General features: G+C 42.3%; 14 protein-coding genes. 5 read left to right on the forward strand and 9 right to left on the reverse strand.

What is annotated here, in order from left to right; genetic code table 11:
- The first annotated feature begins 70 nt into the window (after nucleotides 1–70).
- Complete coding sequence (locus MH144_RS03855) at nucleotides 71–397, forward strand: hypothetical protein (protein WP_239297742.1); 327 nt, start codon at nucleotides 71–73, stop codon at nucleotides 395–397.
- Between the two features lie 55 nt (nucleotides 398–452).
- Here MH144_RS03855 and MH144_RS03860 read toward each other — a convergent pair whose 3' ends face one another.
- Both MH144_RS03860 and MH144_RS03865 read right to left on the reverse strand, forming a co-directional pair.
- Nucleotides 453–1490: a tyrosine-type recombinase/integrase gene (locus MH144_RS03860; protein WP_239297743.1), complete on the reverse strand. Its 1038-nt coding sequence runs from the start codon at nucleotides 1488–1490 to the stop codon at nucleotides 453–455.
- Nucleotides 1491–1555: 65 nt separating this feature from the next.
- Nucleotides 1556–1810, reverse strand: a complete 255-nt coding sequence (locus tag MH144_RS03865) for a helix-turn-helix domain-containing protein (protein WP_193722430.1) — start codon at nucleotides 1808–1810, stop codon at nucleotides 1556–1558.
- 132 nt (nucleotides 1811–1942) lie between these two features.
- On the opposite strand from MH144_RS03865, the gene MH144_RS03870 reads away from it, so the two are divergent.
- The 4 genes from MH144_RS03870 to MH144_RS03885 are packed head-to-tail and all read left to right on the forward strand — an operon-like array spanning nucleotide 1943 to nucleotide 7085.
- On the forward strand, nucleotides 1943–2617 hold the full coding sequence (locus MH144_RS03870) for a TnsA endonuclease N-terminal domain-containing protein (protein ID WP_239297744.1): 675 nt from the start codon (nucleotides 1943–1945) through the stop codon (nucleotides 2615–2617).
- Nucleotides 2614–4593, forward strand: coding sequence for a hypothetical protein (locus MH144_RS03875; protein ID WP_239297745.1), 1980 nt, complete (start codon nucleotides 2614–2616; stop codon nucleotides 4591–4593). The genes MH144_RS03870 and MH144_RS03875 overlap by 4 nt, the downstream gene beginning before the upstream one ends.
- A 17-nt stretch (nucleotides 4594–4610) precedes the next feature.
- Nucleotides 4611–5591, forward strand: coding sequence for an AAA family ATPase (locus MH144_RS03880; RefSeq protein WP_239297746.1), 981 nt, complete (start codon nucleotides 4611–4613; stop codon nucleotides 5589–5591).
- Between the two features lie 3 nt (nucleotides 5592–5594).
- Nucleotides 5595–7085 (forward strand): hypothetical protein, encoded by a 1491-nt coding sequence (locus tag MH144_RS03885; protein WP_239297747.1) that lies wholly within the window; start codon nucleotides 5595–5597, stop codon nucleotides 7083–7085.
- A 502-nt stretch (nucleotides 7086–7587) separates the two neighbouring features.
- Here the strand turns inward: MH144_RS03885 and MH144_RS03890 are convergent.
- The 7 genes from MH144_RS03890 to MH144_RS03915 form a co-directional block, all read right to left on the reverse strand.
- A complete protein-coding gene (locus MH144_RS03890; protein WP_275439951.1) occupies nucleotides 7588–7986 on the reverse strand; it encodes an RDD family protein in 399 nt (132 codons plus the stop codon).
- Nucleotides 7987–8234: 248 nt separating this feature from the next.
- On the reverse strand, nucleotides 8235–8423 hold the full coding sequence (locus MH144_RS03895; RefSeq protein ID WP_239297748.1) for a hypothetical protein: 189 nt from the start codon (nucleotides 8421–8423) through the stop codon (nucleotides 8235–8237).
- The gene (locus MH144_RS30720) at nucleotides 8416–8541 is read right to left on the reverse strand and encodes a hypothetical protein (RefSeq protein ID WP_275439952.1); all 126 of its coding nucleotides are present in this window, start codon (nucleotides 8539–8541) and stop codon (nucleotides 8416–8418) included. The genes MH144_RS03895 and MH144_RS30720 overlap by 8 nt, the downstream gene beginning before the upstream one ends.
- A gap of 131 nt (nucleotides 8542–8672) precedes the next feature.
- Entirely contained in the window at nucleotides 8673–11177 is a 2505-nt protein-coding gene (locus MH144_RS03900; RefSeq protein WP_239297749.1) for a WG repeat-containing protein, read from the reverse strand.
- A gap of 209 nt (nucleotides 11178–11386) precedes the next feature.
- On the reverse strand, nucleotides 11387–11665 hold the full coding sequence (locus MH144_RS03905) for a hypothetical protein (RefSeq protein ID WP_239297750.1): 279 nt from the start codon (nucleotides 11663–11665) through the stop codon (nucleotides 11387–11389).
- Nucleotides 11652–13328: a hypothetical protein gene (locus MH144_RS03910; RefSeq protein WP_239297751.1), complete on the reverse strand. Its 1677-nt coding sequence runs from the start codon at nucleotides 13326–13328 to the stop codon at nucleotides 11652–11654. The genes MH144_RS03905 and MH144_RS03910 overlap by 14 nt, the downstream gene beginning before the upstream one ends.
- Before the next feature lie 109 nt (nucleotides 13329–13437).
- Complete coding sequence (locus MH144_RS03915) at nucleotides 13438–16998, reverse strand: DUF4132 domain-containing protein (RefSeq protein ID WP_239297752.1); 3561 nt, start codon at nucleotides 16996–16998, stop codon at nucleotides 13438–13440.
- Between the last annotated feature and the right edge of the window lie 15 nt (nucleotides 16999–17013).

Genomic DNA, 17013 nt, shown 5'->3' on the forward strand with positions numbered 1-17013 from the left:
ATTATTTTTAAAAAATGATAAGTTTATATATCAATTTGAATGGACATAAATAATAGGGGAGGTGGAGAGGATGAATGAAAAACTCAAAGCAGGTATTGAAATCGCAACGGTAACGGCAGAAGGAATTTTGTTTAACGGAAGAATGTATACCAATCGGGAAGTGATCAAAAAGAAGTGGTTTGACGTGGCTAGAGATCAAGGAGAATGGAAGATTCCTATCATTCATATCAAAGACTATTACGAAGCAATTCTGATCATCTCATTAAAATATCAAGAGATAAGTGTCGCTACTTGGGTGAGTTTAGAAAAGAGAAGCATTCAAGAAGTGGATGATTACCATGACCGATTGAATCAACTAAAGCAGCTTAAGAAGAACATTACAAAACAAATTAACTAAAATATAAAAAAAACCTTGTTCAAAGAGAACAAGACGTAGGTAATAGGTAGTGAATTTAATCGATAAGACTCGACAGGATAAGATACTTCTCTAGTGAATCCATATTACGTTGAGCCAATTGTTGTTTCATATTACGGACAGTATTCGTTGCTGTGTATTGAACTCCAAATGAATGGGTGAGCTGGCGTGCAGTAACTTCTGAGGCACCGAATTTCAAAGCGTACTTCTTAACCATAGCTTGAATCGTACGCTTTGAAATTCGTTTACCTTGTGTTTCCCCGTTAGGCTTTGCCAGGAACAACGCTCGCTCACCTGTTTGAGGAGCATAGGTGCCAGTTCTAATTTTCAAGTAATCGTACAGATAGGTTTTGGCATTATCGCCAAACAAAACTTGGTGTGTCGTTCGTACGCTAGCTTGCTGCCTTGTCACGATAACGTAGCCGTCCTGAAGGCTAATATCGGCCAAATCCAAATTGACAATATCACTGACCATGATTCCAGACTCTAAGAGCAAGGTGACGATACTGACATCACGTGCGCGATTTTGATTATGGAACCATTGAGCTTGTATATTGTTTTGCTCTATTACGCCTTCCTGTACAAATTTAACAAATTCAGGGATTTCATGGACGCGTAGTACCTTGTTCTGTAAATGACGTGCGACCTCCATATGACTTTTAGGCCTCTCCAAGGTGAATGTAGCGAAGACATTACGCTTCAAAATAGGAGTTTCGTTAAACTCAAATCTCATATGTAGGTAGGCGAATAACGAACGTATTGAATGGATCTTGCGAACCAAGGAACTATATTGCAAGTTTCTTGTCTGCGTTAAATAATCCGAAAATTGTTGCACATGTTCACGGGTTATATCGTTGAACATATCTAGCGTAAGTTCATTCTCCGCAGTAACATAGGGCCATAGATTGGGTCCAATCCAGCTAAAAAAAAGACGAAAATCTCTGGTGTACTCTAACAATGAAGAAGGAGACCGATCATGGTCTAGCTTATGTTCAATGAAACATTTTACGGCTAAAGGTAACTCGTCAATGAGCTCTGATAGCATGGCTAAATCTCGGGATTCTTGTACTTTCATATATATGGACACCATCCTTGATCTCTTTTCTGGATGTGTGCCCAAAAAACATGAGTTTAATACGTTCAAGATGAAATTTTGTGTGTTGAATTACTGTTTTGAAGATGATTTTTCAATAGTGATTCGAGAGGGGCATCTAAAACTTGTAATAAGAGATATAAGTTATACGCACTGATCACGTGCCTTCCCCTCTCAATATTGGCAAGGGAAGAACGAGCAAGATGATAATTCTGACATAACTCTTCTTGCGTTTGCTTCTTTAACTTGCGAAGATCCCGCAGTCGCTCACCTAACCACTTATAAAATTCTTCTTCTGACATATCGAATTCATCCTTTCTATCATTCTATTACTTCTTAGTATGTTCATAGAAAGGCAAATATTATACATAGATGAGTATAAAAACTTGAATTTTTGTTTATACAGGAAAACAAATCTAAAGGGGTAACTTGTGATGAGTAGAAACGAATACATGAAGTACCAGCCCATCAAGGTACTTCGAAGTAAAAAATATGGAAATAACTATTGGACCCCGCGTGGAAATAAAGTCGATAAGCGGATCGTTGAACTATATAGTGATCTGGAATACGATCATTGGCTTCTGGTTGATGCGGACCCTGAAGTTATCACATATTGTGAGCAACCATTGGAAATTTCTTACGTTTTAAATGGCCGACTTCGTACTTCTATCTTTGATATGTGGATCTTAAAAGAGGATGGGGCGGAAATTTTTGTGGAAGTCAAATATAAGATGGAACTGACATCTAAACATCCAAAACATGCGAGAACTCAACGGCAAATCGAAGCACAGCGAGAATGGTGCCGAATGAATAATAAACATTACGTTGTTCGTACAGAAGAGGATATAAGAAGAGGTCGTCACTCAATAGAAAACAGAACATCCTTATGTATGGCAGTAGTCAATAGTAAGAAGCCTATTTTCTTAAAGGAAGTGCTTTGTGTTATTCCAGGTGAAGGGATAAAGATTAAAGAAGTTGTGCGAGAACTATCTAATCTTTCTGTTGAAGCTGTACTTTTATGCCTAAAATGGCTCCTTTATGAGGGGGATATCAAAGCGAACATGGAAGATCAACTTATCGGATTTGAAATGGAGGTTTGGAGACAATGAGCAGATCGCGAATTTATGAGCAGGACGGATTAGAACCCGACCAAGCTAATCCTGAACTTTGGCCCTCAGTAGATGAGAATGTACTCAATGAAACTGCCCATACATTGTTTGTACAACGTAAAAATGCGGTCTTAATGTATTTCCGGAGGGACAGTTTAGATAGTATTCAACATACGACCGGAGTCTCGCCTCGAAACTTGAGAAGATTAGTTCAAAGATGTATTCAATATGATCTAGATGGCGTTGTTTTAGGTTTCCGTGGATTGATTCCTCAGAAAAATGTAAAAAAATATGAGTTGGATTTATTAGGTCAAAAAAGAAATAAGGATCAAAAAACCGGGGAATTCAACCGTTTTTTGGAATTGCATCCGGATATTAAAGACATGGTAGAAGATTTATATTTAGGCAGAAAAAATCGTTCCCTAGAGCCGGTTATGAAGGTGAAGCATATCCACAAGCGCTTTGTGGATCAGTGCCGTGAAAAGGGAATAACTCTCTCTGAATACCCTTTAAATACAAAATGGATGGGGTATAAGGCTCTACAACGTTACATTAAACAAATAGCTGAGCAAAATTTTAGAAAGGCTGCAGCGCGATACGGTAAAGATGCATTTCATAGAGCAAACCGAGTGGGGGAGGAAGACCAAAACCAACTCTCAAACTTATTCCCGTATCAGAAAGTTCAGTTTGACGCCCATCGAATTGACGGTTTTTTTACTGTAGATATCGATACACCAGATGGAGATCCTATGACCTTGACGCTTGAACGTTTCTGGATTCTTACCATCATTGATGTGAGTAATCGCAGCATTTTAGGATATTCTGTTTCACTGAATAGAGAGTATGGTGGAAGTGACGTAATGCACTGTGCTCGTAATGCAATTATGCCACATAAACGGCTAGAATTGACAATCCCAGGCCTGAGTTATCATCCCCCAGGTGGGTTTCCATCAGAAAAGTTTCCTGAGTTGGAGTGGGCAGTGTGGGATGTAATGTGTCTAGATAATGCGAAATCTCATTACGCTAAAATGGTGCAAGATCGACTCACAAATTTAATTGGATGCACACCAAACTTTGGTCCCGTAGCACTTCCAATGAGAAGAGGAGTGATTGAGAGATATTTTAAAACCTTAGCAGGAAGCCTGTTCCATCGGTTACCAAATACAACGGGGAGTGGTCCGGATGACCCTAGAAGAAACAATCCTGAAGAGACCGCTCTTCGTTTTAACATCACATATGAACATTTATTGCAACTCGTTGATGTAATGATTTCAAATTACAATGGCACACCACATGGAGGGATTTATCATCAAACGCCCCTTGAACTTCTTGAAAAAAGGATACAACTTAGAGGCTTATTACCAAGGCGCCTGGAAGAAGAGAAACGATCGGAGATGTTGTTTATGCAAACCCAAATTAATCGAACTGTAAGAGGCTCTCTAGTGACTGGGAGAAAACCCTACATTCAATATGAAGGTGTAGAATACCGGAGTGAAAAACTTGCGAACTCTGCCCATCTAATAAAGCAAGAGCTAATTGTACATGTGAATGTTGACGATCTGCGTCTCATAAAAGCATATCTCCCTGACGGCAGCGAATTCGGTTATTTAACAGCTAGCGGGAGGTGGTCACTCACTCCACATTCCTTGCAAACGAGACGTGCGATCAATTCATTAGTTCAGCGGAAGCTGATTCATTACACGACTTGGGACGACCCTATCTTCGTGTACACTGACTATTTATTGAGTAAAGAAAATTCCAAGAAATCAACAACGAATAGAGTTACTCAGGTGAAAGAGGTTAGCAAACACAAGCTTTCAGATGAAGCGGAAGAACAAACAAAAGCATTAGAAGAAGCAAAAGCACAACATGAATTATTAGACAAAGTTCGAGAAGAACAAATGAATAGGGAAAAGCTAAATGATATGGATAACTATGAGCGCCTATTAAAACAATTTAAAACAAAGATGTATTAAAAAAGGAGAAGATGACATTGGAAAATCACTTGATACCTGTTGGAACACATCCTATTGAAGTAGGGCATTATTTACTCCCGACCAAAGAGGTACTCCGTTTAATGGATAACCTCAAAAAGATTGTATTGAACCGATTACCAGGAATGATTGTCTATGGTCGTCCACGTCTAGGAAAGACGACTGCATTAAAATTTGCTTTGGAGAATCTGCCACATTTTATGAATGCACCCATACCAATCTTTATAGCCAACAGCAACTCATACAAGTTTCCTAACGAAGGGAGATTTTATGCAGATCTTCTCCATGACTTTGAATTTCCGTTTATAGCTAGAAGAAAAGCTGAAGAAATGCGGAATCAAATTGTCAATTTGCTAAAAGAAAGAGCGGAATTGTCTAGATTAAGAAGGGTTATCTTAATTATGGATGAGGCACATCGTCTAACAGAATCACATTTTATTTGGTTAATGGACATATACAATCAACTGGATCGTGCGAAAATCAGCATGACAGTGATTTGTGTCGGTCAAGAAGAGTTGCTCACGAGAAGAACATTCTTTCTAGGACAACGTAAGTCTCAAATCATTGGACGCTTTATGACACACGAACATCGTTTCTTCGGTATTACTTCCTTGGACGATATCAAATCTGTTCTTCGATGCTACGATTCGTCTGAAATATCTGCATATCCCGAAAACAGTGACTGGAGCTTCACTAGACATTTTTTCCCTAAAGGATATGAGAAAGGGTACCGCTTGGAAGATGATGCTGCTTTAATTTATCAACAATTTCAAGATCTTCGCAGCGAACATGGAGTCCATTCAAAACTTGAGATCCCTATGGAGTACTTTACGTATGCTGTTGAAAACGCTCTGAAAATATACGGGGCACATGGGGAACAGCTTGAATGGATCTCAGCTCAACATTGGTTAGAATCCATCAAGCTTAGTGGCTACATTGAGTCAGAAATTTATATGTCTTTAGCAGGTAGTGGTGATTAATAAATGAATATCGTGTGGAGGAAAGAATGGATCAATGAATATGAATCGCCCTGGTCTGTACTTGAAAAATTGGCTTTGGTAAACCTTACGGATCGGAACGAGATTCTACAAGTTTTTGGCAGTACTCATGTAAAGAACATTAAACATCACATTGGAGATAAGCAAAGAGAACTGTTACAGTTAAATGGTTTTCACCTCGAAAGGCTTCATCAAACACTGGATTTCAACCTACAAGAACACAATTTTAAGAATATTCAGTCGTTAGTAGCACCATTTTCTGAACTATATAGTTCGTGGGAGCATTGGTTTCATCGTGAATTGCATTGGTGTTTGAAGTGTATGGAGGGGGGGTATCATTCTTGGCTGCATCAGTTTAAACTTCTCGATGAATGCGCATTTCATGATCTCAAATTGAATAATGCTTGTCCTAACTGCAGATCAACAATACCTTTCTTGTTGTCGAATAGACAGTTAGAACATGCATTTCAGTGCAAGTGTGGATATGCCTTTGCTACTTTTCATATGTCCAGTTGGAACGAATGGAGAGGGCCTGATCGAATGAATCCTGCTGTCCTTTGTTGGGTTCAAGCAAACCAGACAAACATGAAGATATCAAATATGCATTCCAAATGGATTATTCATGCACAACATTGCAATTTAAAGCGTTTAGTTACGGATGAACCTGAAGAGATAAAAGTATTTGATACGGAAGAATCCGCGCACAGACAGGATTACTTCTCTAACCGTTTCCAAAAAGATTTACTGCAAGTTACTTCTAATGCTGTTCAACAAGTTATAGACGGATTATTTCAGAGTTCACTTAAGTCTCATCAACATTGCATAGCTCAATTGATGGAGCTTAGAAAATCGAATGAAACGATTGAATTCCCTGAAATTTGTCCCTATGCATATGCTTATGTTTTTTGGAGAAAATCTCTTTTAAAGGAGGAGCATTTCTACGGCTTTAATTCTTTAAGAACGAGCTTGATTTCTGATGTAGCGCCACTTCTAATCAGGGAGATTCTGGAGTATTTCTCTGATCAGGTCGTCAATTATCAAATGAAAATCCGTAGAAGTATTGATATGGGGGGGCTTTCCTGGATTCTTGAAAAACTGGTCTTACAGTTCTGTGAGAATTTCTTCTGTGCTTGGATGGAGACCGCAGGGAAGAGAAGTAAAGAAATTAGTGTTCCTTCTTGGAAGGAAATTGAGAATATGAGGGATCGTTCGTTTCCAGATGTCGCTTTCAAATACTACTTTGATGAGAGCAGCTCATCTAGCAGCATTGAATATTATCATTTGCAAAACAAAGAACCGTTGTTGACTAACAAATGCAATTGCCCGAATCAACATGAAACCGCTAAACAAGATATTCAATCAATGATATCGTGTACACCACAAAAAGTTGCGATGCTGAACATGAGTAATCCAAGTGATGAACATAAGATCCTCCAAAAAACAGTCGAGACATATGTGAAAAAATTGAGTTTTTGAAGCCGTTAATCTGAAAAGATTGCCGGTTTTTTTGTGTTTAACCCGGACCGGATCAATTGAGAATGAAAAGGAATAGGGGAACGTAAACGGCAATAGGTACAAGTTCTTGTCCTTTAACGGTACAAGTTTTTGTCCACCGTCAACAAAACATATTATTATTGCTAATTACTTTTCCCACCATACTACAAAGCACATGGTACATATGTACAAAATACGAGTTTTGTGAAACAGTAGTGAAAAATCAAAGCTTGATCTCAATCATTCTTTTCCCTTAGGAACTTTCTTCTTCTTTATATTGTTTCATCATATGGATTTATGTATCTTTTTGTTTTTATCACCCTCGAGAATTTTCTAATATCGTATGGATAAATGTGTGAATTACTTTTGTTTCAATAAAAATCTGATCTTACTGGATTTAATCTTTTTAATTTTCTTCCGGATCTGTATACTTGTAAAAAATTCAAGCCACACAGGATTTATTCCTGTACGGCCTAAATTCCGATCATTCCCAAACAACTTCTGTTCCTGCAATAAAATCATGAATTGCACGTTTATCTTCACGCACGGCCACCATGATCACACTAACTATAATTCCAATCCCAAAAGTAATTCCATACACAATTCCCGCTACAACGACTCGCAACAACATTGCAACAATTCCTGGTGATTCATGCGTATCGTATTTGCGAATCCGGATTCCACATATGCGTTTTCCGATTGTACGGCCACTCCAAAAAACAGGTAAAAAAATGGAATATAACGAACTTAATACATTAACGAACGGATCATTACTATCAAAGTTCCCAGTTAGTGCTCCTACTATAACTGCTAAAGGCAATCCTATAATCAATCCATCCAAAATTGCTGCACCCAGTCTGATCCAAAAACCTGCATTATACAAAATAATTCCTCCAGACAATTTAAATTATTGTGCTACCTCCTTTCTGTATGGAATTAATTAAATTTTATGTATGTATATCTGAAGATAGTATAACAGAATTTCCCATTCATATCTTATAAAGCATATTTAAATTAAATCTAACCTTTGTGAATTTTTTATCATTATTCTCATTTATATAATACTCTGATATGTTTCCTTCTCTGTATTATTCTTCTTACAAACATTCACTTATCCCCTAAATGATCGTCTCAAGCGCCTCTTCTTTTTATAATTCTATCTTCGACTATGGCACATATCAATCCGATTACAGCAAAGATCCATATGGATGTCAGTCGATTCAGATCGTATCCTACAACGAAGTATTCGGAGTACAGTTGATTGAACACCCATATCCCGCCCACGTCCCAGCTGCAAACCTCAATCAATATTCTAATCATAGTACATCTGATATGCTTCCAATACTTCGAGGACAATTGCACCTGTTAGAATCAGCGGCACAAACACTAGGCCCAATAATAAGAAACGTTTCACACCACAATCCAGTAAGTCAATCACCCCTACTATTTAAACACGATCTGTTCCATCAAAGTTACAAAATTTTGTATTTAGATGATGTCTCCTTAATTGCACAAAAAAAAGCCATATGGAATATGGCTTCATCATGAACGTTATATTATAGTCCTATACTACATATGGAACGCTTTCCAAAACGAACCCTCGGTATTTATAATGTCCCTGATTTGGGCAAAAGGAATCGTAAACGTCGGGAATCCCGCTGCGTAGGGAGCGATCTCATAGGGATTGAAATACAGATGCAGCGCGTCTGCCGTCACGAAAAATGGCTGGTTTGGGCTAATTCCTTCATAGGTATCCGGAAAAACATAAGAGTATTGAGGATCATTTTTGATCTGATCTCCTACAATCTGGCTTAATACTTTCACATAGTCACTATTCGGCTTAAACAAGTCCTTTAATTCATACAGCTGCCCGCTGACGAGATTAATAATGGCATAGATCATCGTAGGCATACCGTGTGCAGCACCAAATGGATAGTTATATCCCGTAAGCTGCAGCTGAAGCAGCTGTTGCTGATAAAATGTAATATCAAAATCCCCTGTGTAGCTGTAATCCAGCTTTTGATCCGGAGGGATGGGTTTCACTTGAGACAAGTTCCTCAATTTCAGATTAAGTGCTAGTTGTACGGCCTGGTCGGTTAATCCTTCGACCTGCGGATAATAGACCAGATAATCAGGATTGGGTTTATACTTCTCTTCACGAACACGGTAAGGTGGCTGAAGTGGAACGATCGTATTTTGCTGCCAGATGATCTGCCCGGCTCGATTGACATAAAAAAGGCGCTGATCAACGTTTGCTTTGATCAAATCCGGCGCTACGACTCCCAGTGTACCGGAACCTTCTACTCGGGGATACCCTGGTGCTGGGCGTCCGCTCAGATCAAGCAGAACCGTCTGTCTTCCATCCGATGCAAAAGCGAGCCCCCCTTTGTAGTCGCCTACATCCCGGTAAATGAACTCTGTAAGTCTCCTGCCATTAGGATCTGCAATCGCATACAATGAGCCAATGAAAGGTTGCTCCGGATCAATGGCCTGCCCCAGCGCAAAACGCTGCTCCCCTAAATCTCGGATATCATTGTAAGCCGGTTGAATGACAAATGCTCCTTGCGTGTTAATGACACCATAAATGGATTTGTAGTCCTCTGCTGTATTCACAATCGCGAGCCCACCACTGAAAGGAAGTGCTGTAGTAAATTTAGGTTCAATTCGGACCTGACCTCGTTCATCTATATATCCGTATTTTCCGGGTGTCTCCTTCTGGAAAGCGAGTAAACCGTCTCCTAGCGGTCCTACATACGCGTAAGGGTATGTCGCCAGTCGGTTTCCGTTACGATCTATGAGTGCGAACTCATTGTCTTTGATCTGAACAACGGCTTTTCCGTTACTGAAATCGTAGGCTGACACGAATTGTGCGCGGATCACCTCATTGCCAGCAGCGTCCAGGTAACCGTAACGACTGACATCTCCACCTACCTGATCTCCCGAAGGTTCATAGAAAAGCGCACGTCCGTCACTCATATTTGCGATAAAGGAATAAGCACGTTTCGTAAGCACATGGCCTTGTTCATCAATCATTTTAAAGCCTTGAGCGTCAATCACAATTGCCCGTTCTTCTTCGAATGAATTAATGGAATCATATACAGGCTGAACAACGTACTGGCCATTCAGATTAATCACACCAGCTTTGCCGTCTTTCACAACTACAGCCAGGCCATTTGGCTGAAAATCAAGTGCCTCATCGAGCACGGGCTCTAGCCGTATGCGACCCTGTGCATCCATATAGCCCCACCGGGTTCCCTGGATCGTTCTTACTGAAATGGGGAATAACCAGGTGGTTTCACGTACATGACTACCTCCCATACTTTGTTTGATCTGCTTCTCCAATTCAAGCAGCGTTTCCCGCGATGGGTAAGGCTCACTGAAACTTAACGCTTTTTGAACTGAAATCAGGGCAGCCGGCAATAACCCGGCCCGATACTGGGCGTCGGCAAGATAATACCAGTAAAAGGTGTAGTCTGGATAATGCTGAGTCAATTGTTCATAGTACTGCACAACCTTGGGAAAGTAATACATGTATACATCTGTGGCGGGTACCCACTTCCCGTTTTGCCACCGGATAATATCAACCTGGTAAGCCTCCCCGGTATCATGCGTCCAGAGGGCTATCTCCACTTTTCCGTCTCTCCCATGCTGACCTGGCATATCAATAATCTCGGCATGACTGAAATAAAGATTATCTGGTGCTACGTCCGTTAACCCTGCTTCTGTCCATTCATATACAGCAAGTTTGGACCAGATGGAACCGAGTTGCCAGCCGACAATAAGATTGTTTCTGGCCGTGGATGTTACAGGCGCAGCTGTCAGCAAGGTTGCGTTGTACCCCAATCCTTTGGTGACCGACATCTTCGTCCATTGTCCTTGCACAAATTTCAAAATCAACAAGGTTAATTCCCCATCCAGTTTATAAACCGCAACGATCTCCGGCATCCCGTCTCCGGTCAGATCGGCCGCGTAGATGGCGGGATGTTCCACAGGTTTAAGTATAGTGACGACATTAGCGCCGGCCGGAAGTTGTTGTTTTACGATTTGAGTTAACAGTGGTTCGCTCATCGACATGTCTGTTTCCTCCCTTATGACCGCATTCGCCTAATGGTATGCATCATAAACCGGGATATGACATCTAATCGAATATTACTAATGAATCGTGAGCTACATGGGGTATGGTATAACGGAGTTGGATAGACCAGGTAAGCAGACCAAATAACGCTTTCTCCACAAAAAAAGATTTGCAGAGGCACACGCTTCTGCAAATCTTTCGGATAGCTTCAGGATGTTTCCTGAATGCTTAATTGTACATATTGGGTTAAGCGGCAATAATGGTCCAGCATAAGGTCTTCGTTACCATTACCGAGAGCCAGGCTGCGTCCTTCAGCAATCAAGAGGCCTACAATTTCCTCAAGGAATGTCAGTTGAAACCGTTTGATCTCCTCAAGAAACTGTTCTAGCACGCCTACATCCTTCATGGTAAATTGGGATATTCCGCGCAGCAGCAATTCTTCTGTCCAGCTGCCAATCTGCTGCATGAACTGACTATAGTCTTCCAAGTCTACCCGTCCTTCCATAGCCTATATCCAATTTCAGGCTGATTACCCGTTGTCCTTTCAGAAAGCTGATCGGGTAGAATTTGTTCTGTTCAATTCGAACAAAAGCATAAAAGTGTTCGAGCGAGGCAGCTCCGTATCCTGACTCGAGACGCTGGATCATCATTTGCCAGTCCATGGAGTAAGGAAGCGTCAGATGAATCAGCTCCCCTTCTTCCGTTTCAATGGTAAGGATAAGTTGTTGAGTTCGTTTGTCAAAGCTGTGATCTACGATCCGGGCAACCCGAAGGATGGCAAGACGCTCCTTCGGGTTGGTAAATAGCTCAAATGTCCTTGAATCCTCTAGAAGTAGAGAAGAAACATCCTGCACGTATTTGCCCAGATTCACATCCTCCACTTTGGTTCGCGTCATAAGTTCCAGCTTCGCACCATCCCCTGAAGAGAGCCTGCGGTCGTTGTTCACTTTTACCGCTTGGAACTGTAGCTCTTCCCCCACAAATTGACGGAAGGTCACGTTGGTGAGCCAGGGCGTAAACGACCCATAATGCTCTGCATAGGAAAATGAATTATCGTCATAGTAAACAGCTCGCACATCACTGTACGTGTATATTTCCTCGTCTTCAAAACAGTAGAAAAAATACGTAATGCCCCGGTAACCGGACCTGGTTTCCCATGCATCTGCTCCTAGACCATATAGATGTAACTGCGGAACCGTGTAATATTTACTGCGGAAACTGCCAATAAGCTGACTCTGCATATAAGCAGAAGTACTTTCTTGCTCCAAGACCTGCAAAGCGAGATACAGTTTGGACACCCGTTCAAGCATGGTTTTCATGGAGAAACGAATATGTCGATTGAAGAAGAGCTGTAATTCGCCCTGAATTCCCCGTAAACTTCGTTCAACATCAGGGAGGTTACCGCTGTGCGCAGCTACAGCGAGCGTCTCCAGCTGAGACATATAGGACTGCGGCAGCCTGGCAAGCCCGGTTTTTAACAGATCGGCAAGCATGTTCCGGCATTCGCGGACCGTTTGAATGGAGAACTTGGTATCATATACTTTTCCACTCAGTACATGCTCATCGTCCACATGTTGTTGTCTGCGATATCGAAGCAAGGCTTCCAGTTTGGCCATATTTCCAGCCGATTGTTTAACCTTACACAGTGCCTTCGCCAGACTGGGTTCCTGAGTGAATGAAACTTCGATATCTTGTCTTACAAGTCGCACGGTAAGAAGCGAATCCTCCAGAATTTCGATCTGCTCGGGGTACTTTAAACGAAACCAAACCTCTTCGATCATCGAAGAGCTATAGGATTTGATTAACGTAGACAGGTCAGACTCTGTTATCCAGCGGAAACGGGACTCATCACCCGGGATTAATTCCTCTACATCCATAGCACTCGAACTGGACTTCGAATCCTTGTCAGTCGCATCAGGGGTTGGGACTGCCTCCGCCTGAATGTCTTGCCCCATAGCATCTTCATCCGTCTGATGTTCACGCTGATAATACAGGATCGAGATCAGAACATGTTTACAGATGTGATCTGACGGACAGGAGCAATCCCAGTGATCGAGTGTACTTTCCAGTGTACAGAGAGTTCCATCACTCAGCAGACAGCTCACTGATGATTCGTTCCACGTATATTGCACACTCACCCCGTTATCCATGTCTTTCAAAGACCTTTTGTATAATCCCTTATTCGCATGTCTTATGAGGTAATCTTCCGTGCACAATTTCGAAAATGTCCTGAATTTCTGTTCAAATTCACTCACGGAATCAGCGCCCCGACGCTCTTAGGATATCGTAGAGCGTCTCACTAAAGACGCGACCCGGGATCTGTCCCAGAGCAATGCTTTTGTTGTTACTGTAATAATAGTTTCGCTTGTTCTCCGGTCTGAAGAAATGAAGGGATTCCAGCGTAATATCGTCCATCCCCTCGTAATACGTGATACTGGTACCGCTGAAATGCAATTCAGCTACATATTCATCGTACTCCTTGTAAAATTCATGATACCATCCGCCGTCCATTGCCGGCCCTTTGATCCAACCGAATTTCTCCAGTGCTTTCGGGAAAGCTGTCGGTGAAAACTCCGATTCCGGAAGTCGGGAGTACTCCTCAAGCTTGATGTCTTCTTCCTCAGGCAGGTGAATTTCACGGTTAAGCTGCTCGAAAGGCTGCTTCACTTCGTAGTCTTCGAGCTGTGTTTTCCAGCCGTCCAGAGTGGATGCTTCAAGTTCAAGAGGGTGTACGAGTCCTACCTGTGTATTCAAAGGCAGTTCATATTCATCCTCATCAACAGTATTAAATGTGCCATCTTCCATATAGCGGAAGGTGCTATTCAGATGACCATCTTCATAGGTGCCCCAGATCAGACCTACAGCAAATTTTTGCATGATTACATTCTTAACAAAGAGTGCCTTCCACTCTTCAGCCGACCACAAACGCTGCTTGGACAATGATTCTTCCAGGCGCTGTGCTTGAATGCCCACCATTGTTTTGAGATCTTTCTTCAGCTGCGTAAAACGTGCTTTGGATTGTGCAGCGAGCTCTGCATCATCCTTCTGTGCCGCGGCAGGCAAGCTTTTCACCGTTTTACCCGTTTCTTCATTCAGAACGACGACCTGCAGATCCCCATTCACTTTAATTAGGAATGAACGCTCACCGTAACTAAGCCGCATCGTTCCTGACTCGTCAAAACCAAGCGAGGTCACAAGCCGGTCTTCCAACTGTTCCGGCGTAAGTCCCAAGTTGTCGGCCGCAAGCTGCAGTGCTTCTTCTGCCGCGCCTTTAACCTGCCGGTTCTTCACACTGCGTTTAATTTTATCAATGGCCATGAGAGCAGATGGTTCTTTTAGATAAGCTAGTACCTTCACAGCATCTGCCGCAATAGCTCCCCGGCTGTTTTCGGTCCATTCCTTAATTTGAGGAGTCAAAATGTTAACGATTTGCACACTGCCAAAGAGTGCAGAGATATACATCAGCCACTTCTCTTTTGCAGGGGCACCTTCCTGAATCCATAACTGAAGCAGCTCAGTCGCGAATCGCGATAACGATTTTACGTCTGCATACTCGCGCAGTTCATTCAGCCTTTCGTTCGGTGCAGATGTATGATCTACCGATTGCACCAGAATATATTGCTTGATTCGATCATCCAAAGGTTGATTGTCTTCCGAACGAATAAGAGAAGGTAAGTCCTTCAGGGATAACCAACCAAATCTAGCCAGCTTTTTGGCATCCGCCTGATCAGCAAGTGCAGCATGTGCATATTCCGGGCTTTGATCTGCGGTGTCCAGCAGAATTTGAATCAAGTTCTTCCATTCCGCCGACTTCTCTCCCTCCAGAAGCTCACGATATATCTCCTTATTATGATCCAGGCTGCGAATTGCGCTAAGCGCCATTTCTTTCACGCTTGCTTTTTTCTCTGAGCGATAGATCGTTGTGAAGAGTTTTGGATCTGGCAGACGATTGAATTCGGATAAAGCGAGACCATTGGCTTTTTTGGATGAATCCTGTAATCCGGCGCGAATCGCCTCGGCCAGTTTCTCCGTCTTGAGTTCACTTCGCTGCTCGAAGGTAATCTCCAAAATTAAGATACGTGTGTCCGTTGGGAGCTTTTTATACTGTCCCAGAGCATAGTCGAGATTTTGCTGAATGATCCGGCGATACTCATCCTGAGGCATTGCTTTGTACCTGTAATCCGTCATCCCGTTTAACGAAATCAAACTGGTTAACAGCTTATCCTGCTGAATCTCTGGATCTTGCCCATAACGCTGCAGCAGCTTCTCTCCGCTGAAAGCGTAGGAACGATACATATCCGAGACGATATCCAGCGTCCAGTCCGGAAAGGTAGCCAGAATTACAAACCGGCGCATCGCCTCTGAATCCACTGGCAGGAAGCTGATGGCAATCAGACTCTGAATGCGTTTTTTGTCCCGATTCAGATTGTTAAACAGACTGCGGCTGTTTGAGTCTTTCCAGTAATCTTCAAACGAAGTCTGACCTTCCAGATACCGTGCAATGGCAAGACCACTGCGACCACCATCGAGTGGCTCCCGGAGTACTGCAGAGACAGCTTGTTCAACCGTCCCGTCCGCATCAGGGATTTCTCTACCTTGATCTTCCAATATCTTTTGGATAACCAACTTGAGGTATGGTGTTTTGAGAATATGATAAGCTCGTATGGATTGTTCCGGATCGCTCTTAATAGCCGACTGGATCGTCTGCCATGATATCGTATACATATTCAATTCGTTATTCATGAGCTCGATCAGTTGGTATGGTTCTTCCAGGGGAAGTAGACCAGCAAGCAGCCCGTCGGCATTCTTGGCTCTGGAATCCATGCTCATCATATACATGCGCATTTCAAAAGGATAGATTTCATGCAGCTGAGTTATTGCTTCCATTAGTGCATGACCTGTTTCGCCTTTGTTTTCGAGGAACCGGTCTTTGCCCCCATGGACATTGATCAGATACAACAACGAACTGCTTATCAATATCATGGTCTGGTGGAACACATTCTGAGACAATTGTTCTTTTTTATTCAATGAAGTGTCCGGGTACAGCTCTTCAATCAAGCGATTTCGTTTTTGCTGAAGAAATTCCGGTTCCAGATCATGCATAGACCGATTAGACCGGCTCTGCATGGAGCACACAATCAGTGGCTCAATAAGCTTATGTAACGTCGGACGGAGCTGCAATGCATCATCAGCAACGACCAGTTGAAGTAACTCAGGCAGTTGGTTGCTTAGTAATTGCAGCTGCGCTGCCTGTGAGGGAACATCGTTCAGCTTGGAATACAGTTTCAAGAGAAGCAAAGCGTCGATAATTTCCCGCTCATGGTTGCCATAACCGTTGCCTTTCTTGGACTCAACAAACACCTGTACACGGCTTAGCCTGCTTTTGAGCTCATCTACAATTTCTTTTTCTCCAGCAAACTGACGTATTTTCTCCAATCGGGACAGCAGTCCACCGATCCGATCCGGGCTTTTGCTCTTTCCACTTAAGCCGTAAGCTTCAGAATCATTGCCGAGACAAATGGTGAAACCATCAGTAGCCCACGAATTCCGTCTGGAGTAATGGGATTCCAGGTGAATGACAATAGCACCTGCCCGGAAAAAAATATCTCCATCATCTTTCTTGGCAAGCTTCATGAGAGCATCAATTGTATAGTAGACATAATGGCTGGAGTTCCCCAACATTTCAGGAAACTTGTCCGTGTTTCCAAGCACATAATCAATGATTTCTTGACTCCGATCTGTTTTCAGGGAGTAATCCTTCGAGCACATCTCGGCAAACTTCTCAACTAACGCCTCAACAGCGCGATCTGTAGTAAGCATTACACATTCCTCCTT

Origin of the sequence: Paenibacillus sp. ACRRY (assembly GCF_022346995.1) — a bacterium.
Taxonomy (GTDB): Bacteria; Bacillota; Bacilli; order Paenibacillales; family Paenibacillaceae; genus Paenibacillus.